Below are 25,580 nucleotides of genomic sequence, written 5' to 3' on the forward strand. Positions count from 1 at the left end.
TTATGGCGATGCCGGCGGCGCCTGGGTGGACGAAGGCGCCCCGCGCCAGGGCCGCCGCGCCGGCCGCAACCTGGCCGACGAGCAATGGGAAGCGCTGCACCCCCAGGCCCGCGTGTTCCGCCTGCCCGGCATCTATGGCCCCGGCCGCTCCGCGCTTGATCGGCTGCGCGCCGGGCCGGTCGCGCGCATCGATCTGCCCGGCCATGTGTTCAGCCGCATCCATGTCGACGATATCGCCGGCGCCGTGCTGGCCAGCATGCAGGGCGGCCCGGCCGGTATCTTCAACATCGCCGATGATCTGCCGGCGCCGGGCGAGGCCGTCACCGCGGCCGCGGCGCGCCTGCTGGGGCAGGAGCCATCGCCGCTGATCCCGCTCGATCAGGCCAATCTGTCGCCGATGGGCCGCGCCTTTTATGCCGAATGCCGCAGGGTGGCCAATGGCCGCATGAAAAGGCAGCTTGGCTATTGCTTGAAACACCCCGATTATCACGTCGGCCTGCGGGCCTGCCTTGAGGAGATGCAGCGATGAAGTTCGGCACCGGCCAATCGGTCACCCGCGTCGAGGACGCCCGTCTCTTGACCGGCCACGGCCGCTACACCGACGATCTGTCGCGCCCCGGCATGCTCTATGGCGTCACCCTGCGTTCCCCGCACGCCCATGCCGAGATCAAGGACATTGACGTGTCGGCAGCGCTCGCCGTGCCGGGCGTGGTCGCTGTCTATACTCACAAGGATATCGAATCCTACGGCCCCATCCCCTGCCTGGTGCCGCTGTCGGGCGAGGTGAAGACACCGCGCGTGCTGCTTGCTGGCGACCGGGTGCGCTTCGTGGGTGACGGGGTCGCCTTCGTCGTTGCCGACAGCCGTGAAGCGGCCCGGGCCGGCGCCGAGGCCATTTACGTGGACTATGAGGAACTGCCCGCCGTCGCCAGCATCGAGGCGGCGCTGGCCCCCGGTGCGTCGCTGATCTGGCCGGAAGCCAAGTCCAACAGCCTGTTCGACTGGCAGGTCGGCAACCCAGCCGGCGTGGAAGAGGCCGTTGCCGGGGCCGCCCATGTGACGCGGCTGAAGATCATCCAGAACCGCATCGCCCCCACCTCGATGGAGGTGCGCGCGGCGCTGGGCGAGTATAGCGAGGGCGAAGGCTTCACGCTGACCACCGGCAGCCAGGGGGTCGCCTCCATGCGCCGCGAGCTGGCCAAGGCCATATTGGGCGTGCCCGTGGAACAGGTGCGCGTCGTCACCCACGATGTTGGTGGCGGCTTCGGCATGAAGAGCTTCATCTACCCCGAATATGCGCTGTGCCTGCACGCCGCCCGCCACCTGCGCCGCCCGGTGAAGTGGACCGGCGAGCGCAGCGACGCCTTCCAGACCGATACCCACGGCCGCGCCATGGAAAGCGAAGCGGCGCTGGCGCTGGACAAGGACGGCCGAATTCTGGCGCTGAAGGTCGAAACCTGGTCCGATCTCGGCGCCTATCAGGCCCAGTTCGGCCCGGCGATCCAGACCATGGCCGGTGGCCGCATCATGGGCGGCGTCTATCGCATCCCGGCCATCCACAACCTCGTGCACGGGGTGGTCACCAACACAACGCCGGTTGATGCCTATCGCGGCGCCGGCCGGCCGGAATCGGCCTATATCATGGAGCGGCTGATCGAGGCCGCCGCCCGCGAGATCGGCGTGCCCGTGGACGAGATGCGCGCCCGCAACCTCTTGCTGCCGTCCGAACTGCCGCATGAGAACGGCCTCGGCCTCACCTTCGACATCGGCAATTTCCCGGCGGTGCTGGAACGCGCCAAGCAGGTTGCCGATTGGGCCGGCTTTGCAGGCCGCAAGGCGGAAGCCGCCAAGCGCGGCAAGCGGCTCGGCCGCGGCATGGCCTATTATGTCGAGATCGCCGGCGGTGGCGGCACGGAAGAACATGCCGATGTCCGCGTGGCGGCCAATGGTCATATTGAAATGGCGGTGGGCACCCAATCCAACGGCCAGGGCCATGAAACCGTCTATGCCCAGGTGCTCAGCGCCCGGTTGGGCGTGCCGATGGAGCAGATTTCCATCGTGCAGGGCGATTCGACCCGCATGGAAGTGGGCGGCGGCACCGGCGGTTCGCGCTCGATGGCGTTTGGCGGCGGCGCCGTGCTGGCGAGCGCCGACGACATGATCGCGCGCGGCACGGCCCTGGCGGCCGCCGATCTGGGCAGCGATGTCGATTATGGTGATGGCCTGTTCAAGGCGCGCGGCAGCAACGCGACGCTGAGCTGGGCCGAACTCGCCAGCCGCCACCCCGGCGCGCTCGATGGCCGCAGCCGCTATACCACCAAGGAAAACAAGCCCGCCCCCACCTTCCCCAACGGCTGCCACATCGCCGAGGTGGAGCTGGACCCCGACACCGGCATGATCGCCGTCACCCGGTACAGCCTGGTCGATGATTTCGGCGTGCTGGTGAACCCGATGCTGGTCGAAGGCCAGATTCACGGCGGCATTGCCCAGGGCCTGGGCCAGGCCGTGCTGGAAAATATCGTCTATGATGACGCCGGCCAGCTGATCACCGGCAGCCTGATGGACTATGGCATCCCACGCGCCGACGTGATGCCGCCAGCCGTCGCCTTCGAAACGCTGAACACCCCGTCGCCCACTAATCCTCTGGGCGTGAAGGGCTGCGGCGAGGCCGGCACCATCGGCGCCATGCCGTCGGTGATCAACGCCATCATCGATGCGCTGGATGGCCAACAGGTCGAGATGCCGGCGACGCCCGAGAAACTGTGGCGGCTGGCGCAGGGCCTGAAGCAGGCGGCGTGACACAAGCCAAGCGCTCTCCCATTTGGGGAGAGGGGCTAAATTGAGGAAGGCCGCCGCCCCTGCCCGGAACGACGGCCTTCCGTTGGTTGATCGGCCCGGCGTCACCCCCCGGAGGATGGGTGGGAGACGGGGGGTGCAGTCCGGTCGACAACCAACTCCTCAAACGGGGGGAACACGGGTTCGATTTCAGGTCATGAAATTGATCAGGATCGCCCATGCCACCATCAGCAGCGGCACGGTCATCACCTGGGCGAAGGCAGCGCGGCCAGACATGTATCCGCTGGCCGTTTCAATACCCCACGCACCGCGGCGTGGCGTGACATCCTTTTTCGGGCCCGACGCCTGCTGCATGATCAAGGGCAACCCGTAATAGGCCACCAGCACCAGACCGAACACCACGAAGATCAAAGCAAGCCCTGTGCCGGCCCGGAACGCAATATACATCATGGCAAGGTAGGCCGCACCGCACAGCACCAGCTGGCCTAACAGCTTGTTTGGCAAGTCGAAATCCAGCCGCCTTACAGCTTGTTCAGGTGGGGCGGCGCCCCCTTTCGGCCCGTCGGTGGCCACCCCATGCTCGTCGCGGAATTCCAGCTTCATCATCTGTCTCCCTGCACTGCGCCCGGCATCGGGCGGCAGGCAGAGAGTGGCATCACCGCGACTGGCGGCGCCTTGATCCGGATCAATGCGCCAGCAGAATCGGCACCGGCGCGTCCAGCAGCAGGCCGCGCGTCACCCCGCCGAACAGCATCTGGCGCATGCGGCTGTGGCCATAGGCGCCCTGCACGATCCAGGCGGCCTGCCGTTCCGCCGCCACGCTGCGGATCACCTGTTCGACACTGGCGCTGCCCTGCCCGCGTTCCACCACGTCTGCATTGACGCCATGGCGCGACAGATAGGCCGCCGCAGCGCGGCCAGTGAAGGGCGAATCCTTCTCCTCCACCGTCAGCAGCGTCACCGCCTCGCTCAGCGCCAGCATCGGCAGCGCGGCGCGCAGGGCAGTGGCGGCTTCCTGGCTGCCATCCCAGCCGATCAGCGCCGGGCCGCAGACATTGAGACCGCGGGCCGCCTGCGGCACCGCCAGCACCGGCGCCGGCGCCCGCACCGCGACATCGCCGGTGATGCCCAGTTGCATGCCGGCCAGCCGCGCGAACGGCCCGGCGCTCATCACCACCACGTCGGCCAGGCGGGCATATTCAACCAAGCGGTCGCTGGCATCGCCATCGGCGGCGTGCCATTCCCAGCTGACGCCCTCCGTCGCCAGCCGCGCCTCCACTGCCCGGCGCTCGTCGTGGCGGCGGGCCTCGACCGCGTCGATCAGGGTGGTGACCGGAAACGCCCCCATTGCCGGATCGCCCAGCGCATAGGCGGCATAGGGCATCACCGACAGGCAGACGAGGTGGCCGCCACCGGCGCGGGCGAGATCGAAGGCGGCCGCCAACCGCGATTCCTGCCCCTCGTCGCCTTCGATATGCACAAGGATCGTCTTCATGGCGCCTGTCTCCCTTCAGATCACGGCTTCGGCGGCTTCGGCCAGCGCATCGGGATCGTGGATCGCGATGCGGCGGCCGCCGGGCAGGCCGATCACCCCGGCGTGTTTCAGCTTGCCGATTTGCCGGCTCACCGTTTCGATGGTCAGGCCCAGCAGGTCGGCGATCTCGCCGCGGCTCAGCGGCAGTTCGATGATCAGCATCGTTTCGCCATCATCGTCACCCTGGCGATGGGCGGTTTCGAGCAGGAAGCCGGCGACGCGGGCCTGCGCGGTCGCGCGCGCCAGCCGGCTGATGCGGCCGCGCACATCGCCCAGCGCGGTGAAGGTCCTGCGCAGCAACTGGCGCTCCATCATCGGGTGGTCTGCCAGCGCGCGCTCCATGATGGCCTGCGGGAATTGGCAGAGGCTGACCGGCGTGAGCGCCACGATATCGTGCTGCGCCGGCGGCGCCGCGTCGCCCATGAACGGCGTGCCGATGAAATCGCCGGGCCACAACAGACCGATGATCATTTCCTGCCCGGCCGGGCTGATCTGGCTGATCTTCAACAGGCCGCTCTGGATATTGGCGCAGATCGGCGCCGGATCGCCGGCCCGCACCAGGGTTTCGCCGCGCGCCAGGCTGCGCTGCACGCCGCAGCGCGCCAGCGGCTCCAGCTGGCTGTCGGTCAAGGCCGCGCACAAGGCGGCATCACGCACCACGCATTGTCTGCAGCTTTTGCCGAACAGCATCTCCACTCTCCCGCTGCCGATATTGGACGGGGCGGGCGGCGAGGCTATCGGGGCGGTTACCTAAGGGGTTTTACGGCTGTTTCGCCTTCAGCGCGATGGCCAGGCCGGCCAGCGCCAGCGCGATGCCGGCGACGGCGGTGAGCGTCCACTGATAATCTTCCAGCACAGTCGAAAGGCCCATCGCCACCACCGGCACCACCACGCCGTTCCACGCCGCCCGCCCCGGCCCGACGGTGCGGATGAGGATATAGTAAAGGTTGAAGGCCACCGCAGACGCCGCAATGCCAAGATAGGCGAGGCCGGCCAGATAGCCTGGATTCAGCGAGATGGTCGGCGGGCCGGAGACGCTCCAGGCCACGGCGCCGTCGATCAGCGCGCCCCAGGCCATCGCCCAGGCGATGCTGGCTTCCAGCGGCATGGCGCGGCCGGTGGGCGTGGCCTGCAGCACATTGGCGATGCTGGCGGAGATGACGCCCCCGAACGCCAGCGCGAGACCCAACCCCATCTGCGCGCCGCCCGCACCCGCCAGATCGGGCGCGAACAGCAGGGCGACGCCGGCGAGGCCAATGGCGCTGCCGATGACGAAGCGGCGCGTCACCGTCTGGCCGAGGAACAGCGCCGACAGCGCCGAATTGGTGACCAGCAGAAAAGCGAAGGTGAGGCTGACCAGCCCTGAGGGCAGATATTGCTCGGATCGATAGACGAGATTGAAATTGAGCACGAACTGGCTGACCGCCACCAGCAAGGCAAAGCCATGCTGGCGCGCCGTCAGCCGCAGCGGCTTGCGCTTGACGAGGGCAAGGCCGAACATCACGGCCGCCCCCAGCGCAAAGCGCCAGGTGACGGACCAGCTCGGCGGCACTTCGCCCAACTGGGTGCGGATCACGAACCAGGTGCTGCCCCAGATCGCGGTGCAGACGATGAACGCCGTCCAGGCCAGCGGTGTGAAGCGCGGTTCGGCCGTTGCAGTGGCGGCGCTGCTGGCCATCAGGCGGCGGCGAGCGCGCGGGCCAGCGCCTCGACATGGGCGGGCGGCGTGTCCCAGCTCACCACCAGCCGCGCCTCGTTGGAGCCGGCGGCGCCCCAATCATAGAAATGGAAGCCTGCGCTGCGCAGCCGCTCCGGCTCGCCGGGCGCAAGCTGCACGAAGACCTCGTTGGCCTCGACCGGGTGGAGCAGGCGGTCCTTCGCGGCCGCTGCCAGCGCCTGCGCGCCGGCATTGGCGGCGCGGGCGTTGCGCAGCCACACGCCGTCTTCCACCATGGCGATGATCTGGGCGGCGTTGAAGCGGCCCTTGGACGGCATCTGTCCGGCACGCTTGCGGCGCCAGCGCAGCTGATCGGCCAGCGCCAGATCGAACAGCACCAGCGCTTCAGCACTGAGCCCGCCATTCTTGATGCAGCCGAAGCTGAGCGCATCGACGCCGGGCATCAGCGCGGACGGATCGCAGTTCAGCGCCGCGACGGCATTGGCAAAGCGCGCGCCATCCATGTGGACGCGCCAGCCGCGCGCGGCGGCGTGGGCGGTGAGCGCGGCGATTTCGGCCGGCGTGTAGACGGTGCCGCACTCGGTGGCCTGGGTGATCGACAGCGCCGACAATTGCACCTGGTGGACATCGCCGCGATGGCTGGCCAGGCCCGCATCGAGGCTGGCCGGTGTCAGCTTGCCGTGATCACCGGGGCAGAGCAGCAGCTTGGCGCCGCCGGTGTAGAATTCCGGCGCGCCGCATTCATCGACATGGATATGGGCTTCGTCGTGGCAGGCGACCGCACCCCACGGCGGCACCAGGCAGGCCAGCGCCAGCGCGTTGGCGGCGGTGCCGGTGCTGACCGGCAGCACCATGCACTCGCGCCCCAGCAGGCCGGTGAACAGCGCGTCGAGCCGGCGCGACCAGCTGTCGGCGTCATAGCCGGCATTCTGCGCCGGGGCGGCAGCCGACAGCGCGACCAGCACCTCCGGGCATGGGGCGGCGGCGTTGTCCGAAAGGAAATTGGCAGCAAAGCTCATGCGGATTCCGATAGGGAGCCAAGGGGTGTGCGGTCAATGCCACAGCGCCGGCCTGGCGGCTCCTCCCCGGTGTGGCAGGTCGTCACAAAGCGAAACGGCGGCCCCCGGAGGGACCGCCGTTCCTGGTTTCGGCCCTGACGGCTTCGTTCAGAAGGCGAAGTTCAGGGTGGCGCGCAGGCCATGGTCGTCGTTGTTCTTGCCGTACTGGCCGGAATAATCGAGGCTGAAGCGGGTCCGGCTCGACAGGTTGACGCCAAGGCCGGCCTGCAGCAGCAGCGCATCCGGATCGATCGCCACGGCGCGGATATTGCCATACTGGCCCACCGCCGGGATGCCGATGAACGTCGCCGCTTCGCGTGCACCCGACGTGCGCTGCCACGAGGCGCTGGCGTTGATGTCGAGCTTGCCGCCATCCACCGTCTTGGCAAAGCGCAGACCGGCGTTGAACACGTTGATGTTGTAGCTCTGCTTCGGTGCCGACAGCGCCGCCACACCGCCCGTTTCGGTCAACCCGTTCATGTCGGCCGCGACATAGCTGTTGCGGACGAACGGTTCGACGCGGGTATCGGCGCTCTTGGCCAGATCATAGGCCATTTCGCCAAACACCTGGTAGGTGGTGCCCGTGGTGCGGCCCGCCAGCGACTGGGTGAAGCCGGTGAGGGTGATGCCACGGTTGCCGTTGCTGCGCGCGCCGGCAACGCTGGCACCGGCGTTGAACACGAAGCCGGCATCCTGCTGGCGCCAGCCGGCATAGAGCGTGCCGCCGACGGTTTCGACCCGGCTGCTGCCGCCCAGATAATTGAACGTTACATCCGTGGTCGTGTAGTGGAACATGCCACCCACGGTCAGGTTGTCACGCGACCAATCGATGCCGGTGAGCACGCCATATTGTTCGGTCTTGAAGGCGGTGGCCGCACCGCTGGTGCGCGCCTTGCCCCACGAACCGGCGCCGCGCAGCCAGATGGTGAGCGAGCTGTCGCCGCTGTCGCTGCTGACCTGTTCGCCCGAGACCGAGGCCAGGCCGAGGTTCAGGCGATCCAGCGCGGTTTCGCGGAAGACGCGGTTGGTGTCGAGCACCACCCGACGTTCGGTGGCGCGCTGTTCGCCCGACATCTCGCGCAGGGTGCGCGACAGGTTGGTGCCCGCGGTGTAGATCGGGAAGAAGGCCTGCGGGTTGTAGCCCTGCGCCACCGCCCGATCGAAGGCCAGTGCGACTTCCAGCGGATTGCCGGTGAGGCCGCCGAACTGGTTGCCGATCGCCACCAGGCTGTTCGGGTTGATGCGGATGAGGGCCGTGGTCGGCGTGTAATTGACCGTCGCCGCGAACGCCGGACCGAACAGTTCGAGACCGGTGGTCGAAGCGAAGGTGCCGGTGAGCGAGGCGCCGCTGGCCACGATGAACTCCTGGCCGAACAGCGGCGGGGTGACCGACGCCACGACCAGGTTGCCGCCCAGGGTCAGCGCACCGCCCGCCGTCACCCGGTCGCTGCTGGCGCCGGCGATGTTGACGGTGAGCGTGCCATTGAGCGTCGCCGCACCCGAAACGGTGAGTGTGCCGACATTGCTGGTGCCCGCCGCGCCCGGCGCAACATTGCCGCCGGCCTGCACGTTCAGCGACGCGACCGTGCCGGTGCCGCTGATCGTGGCGCCGGAATTGACGGTGACAGCCGAAGCGACACTGCCCAGCATGTTCAGCGTGCCGGCCGAAACCAGGGTCGCGCCCGCATAGGTGCTGGCCCCCGACAGGGTGAGCACGCCGGTGCCGATCTTGGTGACGCTGCCCGGGCCGCTGATCACACCGGCAAGGGAGAAGACCGACGGCGCCGCACCGCTGTTGAAGGTGGAGGCGCCCTGCAGGCTGATGGCGTTGGCGAGGCTGAGGCCCGAGGTACCGGCGCTGAGCGTTGTGCCATCGGCCATGGTCAGCGCGCCGGTGCCGAGCGCCGTGCTGCTGCCCACGGTGATGGTGCCGGCCGTCTGCGTGGTGCCGCCGGAATAGCTGCTGGCACCATTCAGCACCAGGTTGCCGCCGCCCAGCTTGGTGATCGAGCCAGCGCCCGAGATCGCGCCATTCAACGTGAAATTGTTGGCGCCGATATCGATGGTGCCGATGCCGGCGGTGCTGATGGCATTGGCCAGCGCCAGATTGTTGGCGCCCGCGACCAGCGTGGTGCCACCGGCCATGGCCAGCGCCCCGGTGCCGAGCGCCGTGTTGGTGCCGACCTGGATGGTGCCTGCCGTCAGCGTGGTGCCGCCGGCATAGCTGTTGGCGCCATTGAGCACGAGTGTGCCGCCGCCCAGCTTGGTGAGGCTGGTGCCGCTGATGATGCCCGTGCTGGTGAGCGTGTTGGCACCCGTATCGATGCTGCCGCCACCGGTGCCGAGCACCACATTGCGCGCCGTCGTGAAGCTGGCCGTGGTGCGCAGCGTGCCGGCCGCCATGGTGATGCCGCCCGCGGCGTTGCCGAGGTTGGCATCCTGGCTGACCTCAACTGTGGTGCCGGTGATGACCGTGCCGCCGGTGTAGGTGTTGATGCCCGTGAGCACCAGCGCAGCGGCCGGAACCGCGGCGCTGTCGATGACCGAGAGCGGACCGGTGCCGGAGATGACGCCACCCAGGGTGAGCGTCTGGCCGGCGACATCGACCGTGCCAAGGCCGTTCAGGCCGATGGCGTTGGTGAGGCTGAGGCCGGCCGCACCGGCCTGCAAGGTGGTGCCAGCCGCCATGGCCAGTGCCCCGGTGCTGAGCGCGCTGTTGTTGCCGACGCGGATGGTGCCGGCCGACAGCGTGGTGCCACCAGCATAGCTGTTGACGCCGTTGAGCACGAGCGTGCCGGTGCCTGTCTTGGCCAGCGTGCCGCTGCCATCGATCACGCCATCAAGCGTGAAGATGAAGGCCTGGCTGCCGATGGTGCTGGTGCCGTTGATGGTGATCGGATTGGCCAGTGCCAGGCCGGCAGCTCCGGCCAGCAGCGTCGTGCCGTCGGCCATCACCAGCCCGCCGGTGCCCAGCGCGCTGTCGTTGGTGACGGTGATCGTGCCTTCATCGAGGTTGGTGCCGTTGGCGTAGCTGTTGGCCCCGCCCAGCACCAGAGTGCCGCTGCCCGCCTTGTTGAGCGGGCCGGCGCCATCGATCACGCCATTGAGCGTGAGGGTGAAGGCGACCGTGTCGACATTGCCGCTGCCCAGCATGGTGACGGCGTTGGCCAGCACCAGGTTGTTGGCGCCCGCGGCCAGGGTGGTCGCATCGGCCATGGTCAGCGTGCCGGTGCCCAGCGCCGTGCTGCTGCCAACGGTGATGGTGCCGGCATCAAGCGCGGTGCCACCCGCATAGCTGTTGGCACCGGTGAGGATCAGGTTGCCGCTGCCGATCTTGGCCAGCGAACCAGCCCCCGAAATCACGCCCGACAGGGTGAAGACATTGGCCGCGGTGTCGATGGTCCCGACACCGTTGGTGACGACCGCGTTGCCAACGGTCAGCCCATCTGCACCCGCCGCCAGTGTCGTGGCATCAGCCATCGTCAGCGTGCCGGTGCCCAGCGCCGTGTTGCTGCCAACGGTGATGGTGCCGGCATCAAGCGCGGTGCCACCCGCATAGCTGTTGGCACCGGTGAGGATCAGGTTGCCGCTGCCGATCTTGGCCAGCGAGCCAGCCCCCGAAATCACGCCCGACAGGGTGAAGACATTGGCCGCCGTGTCGATGGTGCCAACACCGTTGGTGACGACCGCGTTGCCGACGTTCAGACCGTCGGCGCCGGCCGCCAGCGTGGTGCCGCCGGCCATCGTCAACGTGCCGGTGCCCAGCGCCGCATTGTCGGTCACCGTGATGGTGCCAGCATTGAGGGCCGTGCCCCCCGCATAGCTGTTGGCGTTGGTGAGGATCAGGTTGCCGCTGCCGATCTTGGCCAGCGAACCAGCCCCCGAAATCACGCCCGACAGGGTGAAGACATTGGCCGCCGTGTCGATGGTGCCAACACCGTTGGTGACGACCGCGTTGCCGACATTCAGCCCGTCGGCGCCGGCTGCCAGCGTGGTGCCGCCGGCCATCGTCAACGTGCCGGTGCCCAGCGCCGCATTGTCGGTCACCGTGATGGTGCCAGCGTTGAGCGCGGTGCCGCCGGTGTAGGTGTTGGCATTGGTCAGGATCAGGTTGCCACTGCCGGTCTTGGCAATGGAACCCGCGCCCGAAATCACGCCCGAGAGGGTGAAGATGTTGGCGCCGGTGTTCACCGTGCCGACGCCCAGGGTGGTCACGTCGTTGGCCACGGTAAGGCCGTCGATGCCGGCGATCAGCGTCGTGCCATCGGCCATGGTCAGCGCGCCGGTGCCCAGCGCATTGTTGTTTTCGACCTGGATGCTGCCGACGTTGAGCAGCGTACCGCCGCTGTACGTGTTGTTGCCCTGCAGGATCAGCGTGCCGGTGCCGATCTTGACCAGCTGGCCGGGCGCGCCGCCAGCGGCGGCGAAGGCATAGTTGGTGTAGGCCGGGCCGATGGCGTTGTCGCTTACATAGGCCGAGGCGGCCTCGTTCGGGTTGCCGGACGTGAAGCCACTGGTCGGGCCATAATATTGGCCGAGATATTTCTGGCTGTAATCCTGTGCAAACAGCGCCGCATCAAAGCCGATCACCGAATACCAGGCCTGGAAGTTGATCAGGTTCGGATCCGACCCGGCCGTCGAGATGACATAATCACCCGGTGCGCCACCAAACAGCAGCGCCGCGGCTTCCTGGCCGGTATAGGCCAGCGGGCCATCGGGCGGCGAACCGTTCCACGTCGGGCCCTGATCGACCTGCCAAGAACCGACGAAGAAGCCGCCGGCGATCACCGCATCAGCCAGCGTGGCGGACAGGGTGAAATTGTTGGCGCCGGTGTCGATGGTGTTGGCGCCGGTCATGTTGACATCGTTGCCGACATTCAGACCATTGGCGCCGGCCGCCAGCGTGGTGCCATCGGCCATGGTGAGCGCGCCGGTGCCCAGCGCGTTGCTGTTGGTCACCGTGATGGTGCCGGCATCAAGCGCGGTGCCGCCGGCGTAGCTGTTGCTGTTGGTGAGCGTGAGGTTGCCGCTGCCGATCTTGTCGATCGAGCCGGGGCCCGAAATCACGCCCGAAAGGGTGAGGTTGTTGGCCGCCGTATCGACGGTGCCCACGCCAGCGGTGGTGATGGCGTTGCCAACATTGAGACCATTGGCGCCCGCCGCCAGGGTGGTGCCATCGGCCATGGCCAACGTGCCAGTGCCCAGCGCCGTGTTGCTGCCAACGGTGATGGTGCCGGCATCGAGCGCGGTGCCGCCGGCGTAGCTGTTGGCGTTGGTCAGCACCAGATTGCCACTGCCGATCTTGGCCAGCGAGCCCGGACCGGAAATCACGCCCGACAGGGTGAAGACATTGGCCGCCGTGTCGATTGTGCCAACACCATTGGTGACGACGGCATTGCCGACATTGAGGCCATCAACACCCGCCAGCAGCGTGGTGCCGTCAGCCATGGTCAGCGTACCGGTGCCCAGCGCCGCGTTGTCGCCCACCTGCACGGTGCCGACATTGAGCTGCGTGCCGCCGGCGTAGCTGTTGGCGCCGTTCAGCACCAGCGTGCCGAGGCCGCCCTTCACCAGCGTGCCCGGACCCGACAACAGGCCATCGAGCGTCAGCGTGTTGCCGTTGCTGTCGATGTTGCTGAGCCCATTCAGGGTCATGGCGTTGGCCAGCGTCACGCCGGTATCAGCGCGCAGCGTGGTGCCGCCGGTAAAGACCAGCGCACCCAGGCCGAGTGCGCCATCGCTGGTCACCGCCAGCGTGCCGTTCTGCAGGTTGATGTCGCCGGTCAGCGTGTTGGTGCCGCCCAGCACGAGCACGCCAGCGCCTTGCTTGAACAGGTCACCGCTGCCGCCGATGGTGGCATTGATGGTTGCGGTCAGGCCGCCATCGACGCCGATGAAGCTGCCGATCGTGCCGTTGGTGTTGAGGCTGCCGCCGGCATCATTCAAGACATAACCATCAGCCTGGAAGGCAAGGCCGCCGAAGTTGAGGTCGCTGGCCACGTCCACCGATCCGCCGGTGGCGCCGAAGATGCCGATGGCATTGTCCTGCCAGGCGGCGTTGATCTCGCCGGGAGCTTCGCCGGTCCAGTTGGTGTTGGTGGCGTTGAACACGCCGTTGCCGCCCTGGGCACCGGCCGTGGCGCCGGTGAGATCCGTGCCATCCCAGTTCAGCACGATGCTGCCCGGGCCGGCGACGATCAGGTTGACCTGCTGCGCGGTGCCATTGATCTGCACATTGCCGGTCAGGCCATTGGGCAGCACGCCGTTGATGGCCAGGCCATTGTCGGTGAGGGTGCCGCCGTAGCTGATCAGGTTGTAGATGCCGAGCGTGAAGGCGCCGCCAACCGTTTCGCTGACGTTGAGCAAACCGTCCAGCACCAGATCACCGGTCACGACCAGGCGATCATTGAGCGGGCCGCCGATCGTGTTGGCCGCACCCAGCTGGAAGTCGAGCAGGCTGCCGCCCGACAGCGAGAGGTTGCCGAGCGTGAAGACGCCCGGGCTCTGGCTGTTGATCGACAGGGTGGCGCCATCGGCCAGGCTGACCGAGCCGGCAATGGTACCAGTGCCATCCAGCGTCGCGCCATCCGCGACGCCGAGCGTGAAGGCCGCGTTGCTGAGGGTGCCGGTCACCGCCAGCGTGCCGGCCGACACGGTGGACGCACCGGACAGATCGCCGCCGGTGCTGATCACCAGCGTGCCGCTGCCAAGCTTGTCGAAGCCGCCGGGGCCGATCAATTCGCCCGCTGCGGTCAGCTGGAAGCTGCCGGTGTCGATGGTGGTCGCGCCGTTGAACAGCAGGTTGTTGCCGATCGTCAGATTGTCCGCGCCGGCAATCAGGCCGGTGCCGCCAAAGAACAGGGCGTTGGCGCTGCCCAGCGCGCTGTTGCTGCCGACCTGAACCTGGCCTTCGATGATCAGCGTGCCGCCGGAATAGCTGTTGTTGCCGTTGAGCACGAGCGTGCCGGTGCCGACCTTGTTGATCAGGCCGCCGCCCGAGACCGTGCCGTCAAGCGTCAACGTCTGCGCGACGGTGTCGATCGAGGCCGTGCCGTTCAGGCTGATGGCATTGGCCAGGGTGAAATCACCCGCGCCCGATTGCAGGGTGGTGCTGCCCGCCATCGCCAGCGCGCCGGTGCCCAGCGCCGTGTTGCTGCCCACTTGCAGCGTGCCGGCATCAAGATTGGTGCCGCCAGCATAGCTGTTGGCGCCATTCAGCGCCAACGTGCCGCCACCGATCTTGGTCAGGCTGCCGGCGCCCGAGACCACGCCCGACAGGGTGAAGAAATTGGACCCGGTGTCGATGGTGCCGACACCGTTGGTGACGACGGCGTTGCCGACATTCAGCCCGTCCGCACCGGCGGCCAGCGTGGTGCCGCCAGCCATCGTCAGCGTGCCGGTGCCCAGCGCGCTGCTGTTGAGAACGGTGATGATGCCGGCGTTGAGCGCGGTGCCGTCGGCATAGAGGTTGGCGCCCGAAAGGCTCAGGTTGCCACTGCCGATCTTGGTGATCGAACCCGCGCCCGAAATCACGCCCGACAGCGTGAAGGCGTTGGCGCCGGTATCGATGGTGCCATTGCCCAGCGTCACGACATTGTTGCCAACGGCGAGGCCGTCGAGACCGGCGATCAGCGTGGTGCCGTCGGCCATGGTCAGCGCGCCGCTGCCCAGCGCATTGTTGTTTTCAAGCTGGATGCTGCCGGCATTGAGCAGCGTGCCGCCCGAATAGCTGTTGCTGCCCTGCAGAATCAGCGAACCACTGCCGATCTTGATCAGCTGGCCGGGCACACCGGCGAGGAAGGCATAGTTGGTGAAGCCCGGACCGTTGGCGTTGTCGTTCACATAGGCGGAAGCCGGCTGACCCGCATCGGAGCCATAGCCGTCGGTCGGGCCATAATAGAGGCCGAGATACTTGCTGAAATAATCCTGGGCCAGGGCAGCGGAGCCGAAGCCGATGATCGAATACCAGGCTTGATTGTTGATCAGGCCCACATTGGCGCCGGCGGTCGAAATGACATAGTCACCCGGCGCGCCGCCAAACAGCAGCGCCGCAGCCTCCTGGCCGGTATAGGCCAGCGGGCCATTGGGCGGCGAGCCCGACCACGACGGGCCGTCGCCAACCTGCCAGGCGCCGGCAAACAGCGTCGGGAACTGGTCCACGATTGTGCCGGACAGGGTAAGATTATTGGCGCCGGTATCGATGGTGTTGGCGCCGTTCAGCTCGATATCGTTGCCGACGGTCAGCCCATCTGCGCCCGCCGCCAGCGTGGTGCCATCGGCCATGGCCAGCGCACCGGTGCCCAGCGCGGCATTGTTGGCGACCGTGATGGTGCCGGCATCGAGGCTGGTGCCGTCAGCATAGCTGTTGGCCACGCCGAGCACGAGATTGCCGCTGCCGCCCTTGGTCAGGCCGTTGACGCCGCTGATCGCGACATTGATCGTCGCCGAACCGCTCGCCACGTTGATCGTGCCATTGTCGATGACAAGATCGCCACCACCGCCGAGCACATAGCCATCGGCGTTGAAGTTGATTGTGCCGAAGGTGCGGGTGCCGTTGACGGTGACCGCGCCGCCGCCCGCCACGCCGCCGAAATTGGCGACGGTGGTGACGTCGTCGACATAGGCGAGGTTGAAGAAGCCGTCGCTGTTGGTCCAGTTGGTGGTGCCCGCACCCCAGGTGCCGGCGCCGCCCGTGATCACGCCATCGACCGGCGCGCCATTGCCATCCCAGTTGAACGCCGCACCGGCGGCATAGCTGACCAGCAGGTTGACCTGGCCAGGCGTCGCGGTGTCGATGGCATAGCTGACGTCGGCCGGCGGGGTGGTGAGGATGCCACCCAGGTTGAGGCCATCGTCGGTGAGCGAGCCTGCATAGTTGAACAGGCGATAGGCGCCGGTGCCGATGTTCCAGCCCGCCAGCGGATTGACGTTGAGCGTGCCATTGATGATGAGACCGCCGTCAACTTCCACAAGGTCGTTGCTGCCGCCAGCAACCGTGATGTCGCCCAGATCAAACACGGCGTTGGCCGCGCTCGAGAATTGGAGGTTGGTGACCGTCAGCGTGCCAGCACCGCCAACGCCCGGGCTCAGCGTTGCGCCGTCGTTGATGAAGAGATCACCTTCCACGGCGCCCGTGCCCGTGACGCTGGTGCCGGTGAACGCCTGCACGATGCCCTGCACCGCCCCGGTGATGTTCAGCGTGCCGCCTTCGACCCAGAGTTCGCCGGGCTGCGTGTTGACGTTGTTGGCCAGCGTCAACGTGCCGTCGCCACGCTTGTAGGCGCCGCCACCGAGCAGCGAGCCGGTGAGCGTGACATCATTGCCGTTGGTGTTCAGCTCGTACTGGTCGCTGATGCTGTTGATATTGTTGGCAACCGTCATCGCCGCATCGAAGCGCAGCACCGAGGTGCCGTTGATGGTGACGGCATCGGCGCCAAGCGCCGCGGCCTGGGTGATGGCCAGCGTGCCGGTATCGATGGTCAGGCCGCCGGTGAAGCTGTTGTTGCCACCCAGCACCAACGTGCCGTTGCCGGACTTGGTCAGGCCGTTGGTGCCGACCAGATCGACATTGATCACGGCATTCACAGCATCGGCAACGCTGATCGTGCCGGCGTCGGCGCCAAGGCTGGCGCCAGCCGCGCCGTTCAGGACATAGCCATCAACCAGGAAGTTCAGCGCCGCATGGGTGAAATTGCCGTCAACCGTGACAGTGCCGCCAGTGCCGGCAAAGAAGGCAAGGCCGCCGTTGATCCAGGCGTTGCTGACGGTGCCAGTGGAATCAGTCCAGTTGCTGTTGCCGGCGTTCCAGGTCCCGGAACCGCCTTCAACAGTGCCGTTGCCGAACGGACCGGCACCATCCCAATAGAGATTGATCAGCGCGACTTCGAGATCGACGAAGCCGCCACCGGTGTTGAGCGTGTAGTTGTAGCCCACCGGCAGCACGCCAAGCGATGCCGTGCCCGACAGCGCGCCGCCGTAGGTCATCAGGCGATAGGTACCGACGCCAAAGCCCGGCAGGATGTTGAAATTGAAGGTGCCGCCAAGATCGAGATTGCCACTGACGATCACCAGATCGTTGATCGGCGTTGTGGTGTTGATGCTGGGCGCACCCAGATCAAGGATGGTGGTCGACGTGCCGCCCAGCGTCAGGTTGCCGACGGACAGCGTGCCGATCGCATTTGGCCCGTCCAGGGCATCGCCCGGCGACAGGGTGGCGCCATCGGCGATGGTGACGGTGCCGGTGGTGTGGAAACCGGTGCCCGTGAGGGCCGCGCCGCTCGACACGGCGATCGCGCCCGACTGGCCACCGGTGAGGTTGAACGTGCCCTCGGTGACGAAGAATCCACCCGAAAGGATGTTGTTGTTGAACGGATTGGTGTCACCATTCGACGCCGTGAAGATGCCGGTGCCGGTCTTGACGATGGCCAGCGTGTCGCCGCCGGGAGTGTTGCCATCCCGCAGCGCGCCAGCCCAGTTCACATTGTTGCTGCCGATATCGACCGTGGTCGAAATCGGGCCCGCGCCCGAATAGCTGATCAGCCGGGTCGTGATCGTCTGGTTGTCGGCCAGCACGCGAACACTGGTGCCAGCGGTTTCCGCCCGGATGGCCGTCATGGAATTGACCGCACCGGCACTGCCGATGCCCACGGCGCCAGGGCCCTGCAGGCGCAACACGCCGGTCAGGCTGTTGTTGCCGCTGAACACCACCGTGCCACCACCCGCGCCGAACTGGGGCGCCAATGGGGTGATGAGGTTGATATTGGCCGCACCGGAGATGTTGCCGCTGAAGGTGAACACGCCGCCGGGATCCGGCAGGAAAATCTGCAGCGCGCTGGTTGCACTGCTGAAATTGTTGGCGATCGTCAGGCTGTCGCCGGGGTTGCCCTGGCCGATATAGCTGGTCTGCGTCTGCACGACGTTGCCGGTGCCCAGCGCGCTGTTGTTGCCCAGGAAGACGACGCCGCCCGACAGGGTCGTGCCACCGCTGTACGTGTTCACGCCATTCAGGCGCAGGCCCTGACCAACACCAATCTTGGTCAGGCTGCCATTGCCACTGATCACGCCATCGAGCGTCAGCGACCGGCCCGCCGCCAGGTCAGCGGTCAGATTGGCCTGCAGGACGATATCATTGGCCAGTGTGCGCGGCGTCAGGTTCGACGTGCCGAGCCGCGCGGCGCCGGTCACGGTGAGCACACCGGTGCCCAGCGCCTGGTCTGAACCGACGCGCAGTGCGCCAGCGGCCAGCGTGACGCCGCCGGTGAAATTGCTCGACGCCAGCGCCGGGTTGGCATTGGCCAGATCAAGCGTTCCGGACCCGATCTTGACCAGCGCCAGATCGCCCTGCAGCGCCCCGTTGAAGACCGAGTTGACTGTGGAATTGACTGTCAGCGTCGCCGGGCCGCCCGTCGAGGTGACAACCCCGGTGGCGTTGCCGGTGAGGTTGCGAACCGTGTTGCTGAAGCCATTGAGGTCGACAATCGAGACCGTGGTCGCGCTGCCGGAGACACTCAATTGCGAGAAGGGCGACAGCGCCGTCGTCGAGCCGGCAATCAGGCTGCCCGCCGTGACACTGGTCAAGCCGCTGTGGGTGTTGACGCCAAACAGCGTCACTGAGCCGGTGCCGCGCTTATTGAAGGCGAACACGCCCAGGCTGTCGGTGAAATCGCCGCTGAAACTGAGGTTGCCCGTGGTCGTCAGCCGGAAATTGCCGTTGGTGATCTCGGTCGGCGTGATGCCGACGCCGGGCGAGCTGAAGCTCTGGAAATCATTGCGCGAAACCGTGAGGCCGCCCAGATCGGCAACCTGCGCGTGGGCCGGCACCAGCGCCGAACCGGCGAGCATCAGCGCTGCGACCGACAGGCCGATGCGGCGGGACGCACTGGCGTCGCGAATGTGGGAACGCGTCGCACCCGAGACAGTTGAGCCCAGACCGTTTTGACGACGAGCAGACATAGTACCCCCGGAAGATGACGTAGATTTCCAAACTGCCAGACTTTTACCCCAATCCTACGCGTTTGCAATCCATCCGGTTGCACCGTTCGTCTGGAATCTGGTGATAACTCAAGGTGAATCGGGTTGGGCGTCGGGGTGGGCCGCCTGTGCCCATGGCTGCGCGGCGAGCCGCGTCTCGACCGCTGTCAGGTGGGGAAAATCGTCCAGCGGCAGCGCAAAGCGGCGGGCGTTGTACAATTGCGGTACAAGGCACAGATCGGCCAGGCCCGGCGTGTCGCCATAAAGAAATTTGCCGCCATATTGGACGGCAAAGGCTTCAAGACTGCCCAGGCCGTCGCGCATCCACTGGTGCAGCCAGCGCGTCACCGCCGCGTCGTCCTGGCCCATTTCGGTGCGCAGCCAGCGCTGCACGCGCAGGTTGCCGAGCGGGTGGACCTCGGCCGCGATGGTCAGCGCCGCGCTGCGCACCCGTGCCCGCCCGATGGCATCGGCGGGCAGCAGCGGCGGCGCAGGAAAGCGCTCCTCCAGATATTCGATGATGGCCAGGCTTTGTGTCAGCACGGCGCCGTCATGCTCCAGCACCGGCACCAGGCCTTGGGCGTTGAGCGCCAGGTGCGCCGCGCTGCGCTGTTCGCCGGCCACCAGGTTGACCGCCACATTCTCCCAGGCCAGGCCCTTCAGCCCCAGCGCCAGCCGCACCCGCCACGCCGCCGTCGAGCGCCAATAGCCGTGGAGTTTCATTGCCCTGCCCTCAATCTTTCGCGGGGCAGCCGCCCCTATTTCTTGTGGAACGGGTTGCGCCCGCCGCGGAAACTCAGCCGGATCGGCAGGCCGCCGAAATCGAGGTCGCTCGACAGGCTGTTGGTGAGATAGCGTGTGTAGCTGGCCGGCAGGCCTTCGGTGCGGTTGCCGAACACCACGAAGGTGGGCGGCCGCGTCGCCACTTGGGTGACATAGCGCAGCTTGATGCGCACGCCGCCCGGCGCCGGCGGCGGGTTGCGATCGATGGCGGCTTCAAACCAGCGGTTGAGCGCCGACGTGGGCACCCGCCGTGACCAGCGCGCCCGCGTCGTCATCGCCACCTCGATCAGCGTGTCGAGTCCCTTGCCGGTCGCGCCCGAACAGGTGAGCAAAGGCACACCCTTGATCTGCGACAGGCCATCATCCAGCGCCTTCCTGACGCCCTGGAACAGCCGGCTCTGATCATGCGCGGCGTCCCATTTGTTGAGCGCGATGATCAAGGCGCGGCCTTCGGAGAGCACCTTGTCGGCGATGCGCAGATCCTGCGCCTCGAGGCCCAGGGTGGCATCGAGCAGCAGCACCACCACCTCGGCAAAATCGATGGCAAGTTTGGTGTCGGCCGCCGAGAGCTTTTCCAGCTTGTCGATGACCTTGGCGCGTTTCCTCAGGCCCGCGGTGTCGATCAGGCGCACCGGGTGGGCGGCGCCCTCGCGGTCCACCCAGTCCCAATCGATGGCGATGCTGTCACGGGTGATGCCGGCTTCCGGGCCGGTCACCAGCCGCTGTTCGCCCAGCAGCTTGTTGATCAGCGTGGACTTGCCGGCATTGGGGCGGCCGACGATGGCCAGCTTCAGCGGGCCGGGCGGCGGCTCGGGCAGTTCGCTGTCCTCATCCGCAGGCGCGGAATCGTCATCATCGGCCACCTCCGCCTTGGCGGCCAGATGCGGGGTCAGCGCCTGGTAAAGGTCCGCCAGGCCCAGGCCATGCTCGGCCGACAGGCCGATGGGTTCGCCCAGGCCGAGTTCATGGCCTTCGTTGATGCCGTTTTCGGCCTGCAGCCCTTCCGCCTTGTTGGCGACCAGCACCAGCGGCACGCCGCGCCGCCGCAGCCAGGCGGCAAAGTGGCGATCAAGCGGCGTCACCCCGGCGCGGGCGTCATAGACCAGCAACGCCACCGTGGCGCGGCCCACGGCGGCTTCGGTCTGGGCGCGCATGCGGCCCGACAGGCTTTCATCGCTGCCGTCCTCGAAACCGGCGGTGTCGACGGCGACGAAGTTCAGATCGAACAGGCTGGCGGCGCCCTCGCGGCGATCGCGGGTGACCCCGGGCTGATCGTCGACCAGCGCCAGGCGGCGGCCGACCAGCCGGTTGAACAGGGTGGATTTGCCGACATTGGGCCGGCCGACGATGGCCACGCGCGGCGCATCGGCGTCGAAATCAAGGATATTGGCAGAGGACATGGCGCGCGCTGTAGCAGCGCGCGCCGCTTAACGATAGGCTGTCAGCGTGCCATCATCGGTGAGCACATACATCATGCCGCCCGCCACCACCGGCGGCAGATAGGCCGGGGCCTTCAGCTTGATCGTTGCCGTGCGCTTGCCCTCATAGGCGTCCATCGCCACCAGCTCGCGGTTGGAGCTGGTCATCCACAGCCGCTCGCTGGCCAGCACCGGCCCGGCCCACTGGATCGGATCCTTCTGCTTGGCCGGGATCGGCTTGCGGCCCGGCTTGGCCGGCTTGGCCTTCTTTTCCTTGCGGAACTGCGGCAGCCGGCTGACCCAGCGCAGCTTGCCTTCGGTGCGGGTGATGCACAGCACCTCGCCTTCCACCGTGACGACATAGAGGAATTCGCCCGCCGCCCACGGTGTCCACACACCGGCGAAATTGCGTTCCCAGACGCGCTGGCCGGTGGCCAGTTCCAGCGCCACCATGCGGCCGCCATGGCCGATGGCAAAGACGCGGCCGCGGTCGATCACCGGCGAACCGTCGATATCGGCCAGCGCCGCCATGGCGGTGGAGCGGCCGGTGCGGGCCAGCTGGTCCTGCCAGACGGTGCGGCCATTTTCGGCGCGCAGGGCATTCAATTCACCCGAGCAGAAGCCCGCCACCACCGTATCGAGCGAGATGGCCGGCGCGCCGGCGCCCAGGATGCAGGCCGGCTCCACCGTGCCGGTTACCGTCCAGCGCACCTCGCCGGTGGCGCCATCCAGGGCGTGCAGCTGGTTGTCCTGGCTGAGGAAGAACACCCGCGGGCCGGCGACGCTGGGCGCGCCGCGCAGCGGCTGCACCAGGGCGCGTTCCCACAATTGCTTGCCGGTTTCGGCGTCAAAGGCCAGCGCAATGCCATAGCCGGTGGCGACATAGACGCGGCCATCGCCATAGGAAACGCCGCCGCCAAAGGCCGTGCGGCTGCCCCGCTTGGGCACCTTCACTTCCGAGCGCCAGATGAGGGCGCCGGTCTTGGCATCAAAGGCGCTGACCTGGCCGATGATATCGACCGTGAAGACCTTGCCGGCGCCGACCACCGGGGCGGCGTTCAGCCGCGCGGTCTTGCTGCTGCCCTTGCCGATGCCGGCATGCCAGGCCTCGGCCGGCTGTTCGGCCAGCACCAGGTGGCCGCCAACCTTGGTGGCGGAACCGCCGGGCTGGGCCCATTCGGCATTGGTTTCCGGCGCCGGCAACACGATGGCCGTGTCTTTCAGCTCGGTCTCCGCTTCGGCGCGGGTTTCAAAGCTGAGGATCGGGATGCGCTCCCCGATGGTCGGGGTGCGGCGGCGGTCGCCCTTCTTGAAGACATTGCAGCTCGCCAGCGCCAGGCTGGCCATCAGCACGAGAACGGCCGTGCGGGTGGGAGAAGCGCGCAGCATGTTGCGGTCGGTCACGTCTCGCCCCTTATTGCGCCGGCTGGGCATTCAGGCCCAGCGTGGCGATATCAACGCCGGCGGCAATCGCCAGCTGTGCCGCGCGGCTGCGCAACGACGGGCTGAGCCCCTCGTCCTTCACCATGGCGATCAGGATCGGCTTGGCCAGCTCCGGCTTGCCGGCCTTGAAATGGGCGACAGCAACCAGTTCGCCGGCCACGCCAAACCAGGCATTGCCCGGAACCGCCAGCGGCTTCAGCTTTGCCACCACGTCGGCCGGGCGCATCTCGTCAAAGCCGACACGCACCGCTTTCACCAGCGCGGCATCCCGCAGCGGCTGCGGCAGCGCGGTGTCGCTGGCCACCGCTTGATAAAGGCCGCGCGCCTTGGCCTTGTCACCGCCAGCCAGCGCATCATTGGCCAGCACCATGCGCGCCAGGCCCGAATAGGCGCCGGGGCCATCCCGGGTCATCGCTTCCAGCACCGGGCGGGCGCGGGCGCCTTCGCCCACGTCCATCTGCTCCATGGCACGGGTCAGCGCGGCGCCGGCGTCACCGGCGGCCTGTTGCTGGCGATCCTGCCAATAGAGCCAGAAGGCCAGTGCGCCGAGCGCCAGCACGAGCAGGGCGATGGCCAGCATGCCGAAGCGCTGCCACAGCCCCATCAGCTGCGAACGGCGGAACTCCTCATCCACTTCGCGCAGAAAGGCATCTTCGGGACTGGCAGGCGTGTTGGCCAAGGTCGTCATGCTCCTGAGGGCGGGCATTGCACCCGCAAATCTTGCCGGGGCGTGAATGCCCGACGCCGTCCCAAAGGTAAAGACTTACCGATAAAGCTGGGCGTCACCGGGGAAACGGCGCTCGCGCACGGCGCCGGCATAGCGGGCGGCGGCATCACTGATGCGCGCGGCCAGATCGTCAAAACGTTCGACGAAGCGCGGCACCCGCTCGAACATGCCCAGCATGTCGTCCACCACCAGCACCTGGCCATCACAGGCGGGCGAGGCGCCGATGCCGATGGTCGGGCAGGCCACCGCAGCGGTGATGTCGCGGGCCAGCGGCTCCACCACGCCTTCCACCACCAGAGCGAAGCAGCCCGCCTCGGCAACGGCGCGGGCATCATCGAGGATCTTGGCGGCCTCGGCTTCGCTGCGGCCGCGCGCGCCGTAACCGCCGAGCGCATTCACCGCCTGCGGGGTGAGGCCAACATGCGCCATCACCGGGATGCCGCGTTCACTCAGGAACTTCACCGTCGGCGCCATCACTGCGCCGCCTTCCAGCTTCACGGCGGCCGCGCCGGTTTCCTGCATCACGCGCGATGCGGTGCGAAAAGCGGTTTCCGGGCTTTCTTCGTAGCTGCCGAACGGCAGATCGATCACCACAACGCTGCGATAGCTGCCGCGCACCACGGCCGCACCGTGCGCAATCATCATCTCCAGCGTCACCTTCACCGTGGTGTCGAGGCCATAGATGACCTGGCCCAGCGAATCGCCAACCAGCAGCAGATCGCAGTGCGGATCGAGCAACTGGGCCATGCGCGCCGTGTAGGCGGTGAGCATGACGATCGGCTCGCCGCCCTTGCGCTTGCTGATGGCCGGCACCGTCAACCGCCGCACCGGCTCCGGCACCGGGTGGGCGCGGCTTGTCGAGGTGTCCAGCGTGAAGGTGGTGCTCATGGGCCGGGGTCTTTACGCCCCCGGCCCGGAAGCATCAACCAAACAACTTGGCGGCCACCTTCGCCACCTGCTCGCCCTGGTGGCGGGCGCCGGCGAGGTCGGTCTCGCTGGGCTGGCGGCTGCCGTCGCCGCCGGCCACTGTGGTCGCGCCATAGGGCGCGCCGCCCACCACTTCATCGATGCGCATCTGGCCCTGGTGGCTGTAGGGCAGGCCGACGATGGTCATGCCGAAATGCAGCAGGTTGGTGATGATCGAAAACAGCGTCGTCTCGTTGCCGCCGTGCTGGGTGGCGCTGCTGGTGAAGGCGGCGCCCACCTTGCCATTCAAGGCACCGCGCGCCCACAGGCCGCCGGCGCCATCAAGGAAGGCGGCGAGTTGGCCCGGCAGGCGGCCAAAGCGGGTCGGCGCACCGATGATGATGGCGTCGTAATTCGGCAGATCGTCGATGCTCGCCACGGGGGCGGCCTGATCGGTCTTGAAATGGGCGGCCTGTGCCACCGCATCCGGCACGGTTTCGGGCACGCGCTTGATGTCCACCTGCGCGCCAGCAGCGCGGGCGCCATCGGCGATCGCGTTGGCCATCGCTTCGATATGGCCATAGGTCGAATAATAGAGAACCAGAATCTTGGGCATTGCAGTCACTCCCTGATCGCCGGGTGAGCCGGCATGGAAGCAGAGATAGGCCCTCGCCTTTGTCCTGAAAATCTGGATAATATCGAAATCGCTTTTCAGGATATTCGATATGCAGATCGGCACTCCGACGCTCGATCAGCTGGCGGTGCTGGTCGCCATCGCCGATCACGGCAGCCTGGCCGCTGCCGGCCGCGCGCTGGGCCGTGCCACATCGGTGATCGCCTATCAGCTCGACGGACTGGAGGCGCAATTGGGCCTGCCGCTGTTCAGCCGCGGCACCACGCGGCGGCCGCGCCTCACCGATGCCGGCCGGCTGGTGTTGGCCCATGCCCGCGAGACCCTGGCCAATGTCAGCGCGCTCAGGGCCGGTGTTGCGGCGCTCAGCGAGGGGCAGGAAGCGGAATTGTCGCTCTCCGTCACCGTGATGTTCCCGATCGAAACGCTCGTCGCCGGCCTGACCGCACTGCAGGCGCGCTTCCCGACGCTGGCGTTGCGGCTGCACGTCGAAGCGCTGGGTGCGGTGCAGGCGCGGCTGCTGGATGGCTCGGCGACGCTGGCGATCGGCGGCGCGCTCGATGGGGTGAACGAGCAGCTGGTGCAGCGCGCGCTGCCCGGCGTGCCGCTGGCGCCGGTCGCCGCCCCCGGCCACCC

At 67.4% G+C, this 25,580-nt stretch carries 15 protein-coding genes; 3 read left to right on the forward strand and 12 right to left on the reverse strand.

All coding sequences use genetic code 11. The annotated features are described in order from the left end of the window. A partial coding sequence (locus GJ693_RS16775; protein WP_197041963.1) for a Rossmann-fold NAD(P)-binding domain-containing protein occupies window positions 1-529 on the forward strand: 529 nt, incomplete at its 5' end. After that, on the forward strand, window positions 526-2,799 hold the full coding sequence (locus GJ693_RS04620) for a xanthine dehydrogenase family protein molybdopterin-binding subunit (protein WP_156255161.1): 2,274 nt from the start codon (window positions 526-528) through the stop codon (window positions 2,797-2,799). The genes GJ693_RS16775 and GJ693_RS04620, both read left to right, overlap by 4 nt. A 186-nt stretch (window positions 2,800-2,985) precedes the next feature. Here the strand turns inward: GJ693_RS04620 and GJ693_RS04625 are convergent, their stop codons facing one another. The 12 genes from GJ693_RS04625 to wrbA all read right to left on the reverse strand — a co-directional run bounded on the left by GJ693_RS04625 (window position 2,986) and on the right by wrbA (window position 24,929). Continuing rightward, window positions 2,986-3,402, reverse strand: a complete 417-nt coding sequence (locus tag GJ693_RS04625; protein ID WP_156255162.1) for a hypothetical protein — start codon at window positions 3,400-3,402, stop codon at window positions 2,986-2,988. A gap of 79 nt (window positions 3,403-3,481) precedes the next feature. Then, entirely contained in the window at window positions 3,482-4,291 is an 810-nt protein-coding gene (locus GJ693_RS04630) for a universal stress protein (RefSeq protein ID WP_156255163.1), read from the reverse strand. Window positions 4,292-4,306: 15 nt separating this feature from the next. Then, a complete protein-coding gene (locus GJ693_RS04635; protein WP_156255164.1) occupies window positions 4,307-5,020 on the reverse strand; it encodes a Crp/Fnr family transcriptional regulator in 714 nt (237 codons plus the stop codon). A 70-nt stretch (window positions 5,021-5,090) separates the two neighbouring features. Next, window positions 5,091-6,008, reverse strand: a complete 918-nt coding sequence (locus tag GJ693_RS04640; protein ID WP_156255165.1) for a DMT family transporter — start codon at window positions 6,006-6,008, stop codon at window positions 5,091-5,093. Further along, window positions 6,008-7,027, reverse strand: a complete 1,020-nt coding sequence (locus GJ693_RS04645; RefSeq protein ID WP_156255166.1) for a threonine aldolase family protein — start codon at window positions 7,025-7,027, stop codon at window positions 6,008-6,010. The genes GJ693_RS04640 and GJ693_RS04645 overlap by 1 nt, the downstream gene beginning before the upstream one ends. A gap of 147 nt (window positions 7,028-7,174) precedes the next feature. Beyond that, entirely contained in the window at window positions 7,175-19,018 is an 11,844-nt protein-coding gene (locus GJ693_RS04650) for an autotransporter-associated beta strand repeat-containing protein (RefSeq protein WP_156255167.1), read from the reverse strand. Between the two features lie 108 nt (window positions 19,019-19,126). Next, a complete protein-coding gene (gene maiA, locus GJ693_RS04655; RefSeq protein WP_156255168.1) occupies window positions 19,127-19,759 on the reverse strand; it encodes a maleylacetoacetate isomerase in 633 nt (210 codons plus the stop codon). A gap of 35 nt (window positions 19,760-19,794) precedes the next feature. Next, complete coding sequence (gene der, locus GJ693_RS04660) at window positions 19,795-21,219, reverse strand: ribosome biogenesis GTPase Der (protein ID WP_156255169.1); 1,425 nt, start codon at window positions 21,217-21,219, stop codon at window positions 19,795-19,797. Between the two features lie 27 nt (window positions 21,220-21,246). Then, on the reverse strand, window positions 21,247-22,641 hold the full coding sequence (locus GJ693_RS04665; RefSeq protein ID WP_235902636.1) for a PQQ-like beta-propeller repeat protein: 1,395 nt from the start codon (window positions 22,639-22,641) through the stop codon (window positions 21,247-21,249). Between the two features lie 10 nt (window positions 22,642-22,651). Then, window positions 22,652-23,368 (reverse strand): tetratricopeptide repeat protein, encoded by a 717-nt coding sequence (locus GJ693_RS04670; RefSeq protein WP_197041964.1) that lies wholly within the window; start codon window positions 23,366-23,368, stop codon window positions 22,652-22,654. Window positions 23,369-23,443: 75 nt separating this feature from the next. Then, window positions 23,444-24,295: a 3-methyl-2-oxobutanoate hydroxymethyltransferase gene (panB, locus tag GJ693_RS04675; protein WP_156255171.1), complete on the reverse strand. Its 852-nt coding sequence runs from the start codon at window positions 24,293-24,295 to the stop codon at window positions 23,444-23,446. Between the two features lie 34 nt (window positions 24,296-24,329). After that, complete coding sequence (wrbA, locus tag GJ693_RS04680) at window positions 24,330-24,929, reverse strand: NAD(P)H:quinone oxidoreductase (RefSeq protein WP_156255172.1); 600 nt, start codon at window positions 24,927-24,929, stop codon at window positions 24,330-24,332. Between the two features lie 109 nt (window positions 24,930-25,038). Here wrbA and GJ693_RS04685 point away from each other — a divergent pair. Then, window positions 25,039-25,580: LysR family transcriptional regulator (locus tag GJ693_RS04685; RefSeq protein ID WP_156255173.1), on the forward strand; the 542-nt coding region annotated here is incomplete at its 3' end.

The sequence above is a fragment of the Sandarakinorhabdus oryzae genome, assembly GCF_009733735.1.
Taxonomy (GTDB): Bacteria; Pseudomonadota; Alphaproteobacteria; order Sphingomonadales; family Sphingomonadaceae; genus Sandarakinorhabdus; species Sandarakinorhabdus oryzae.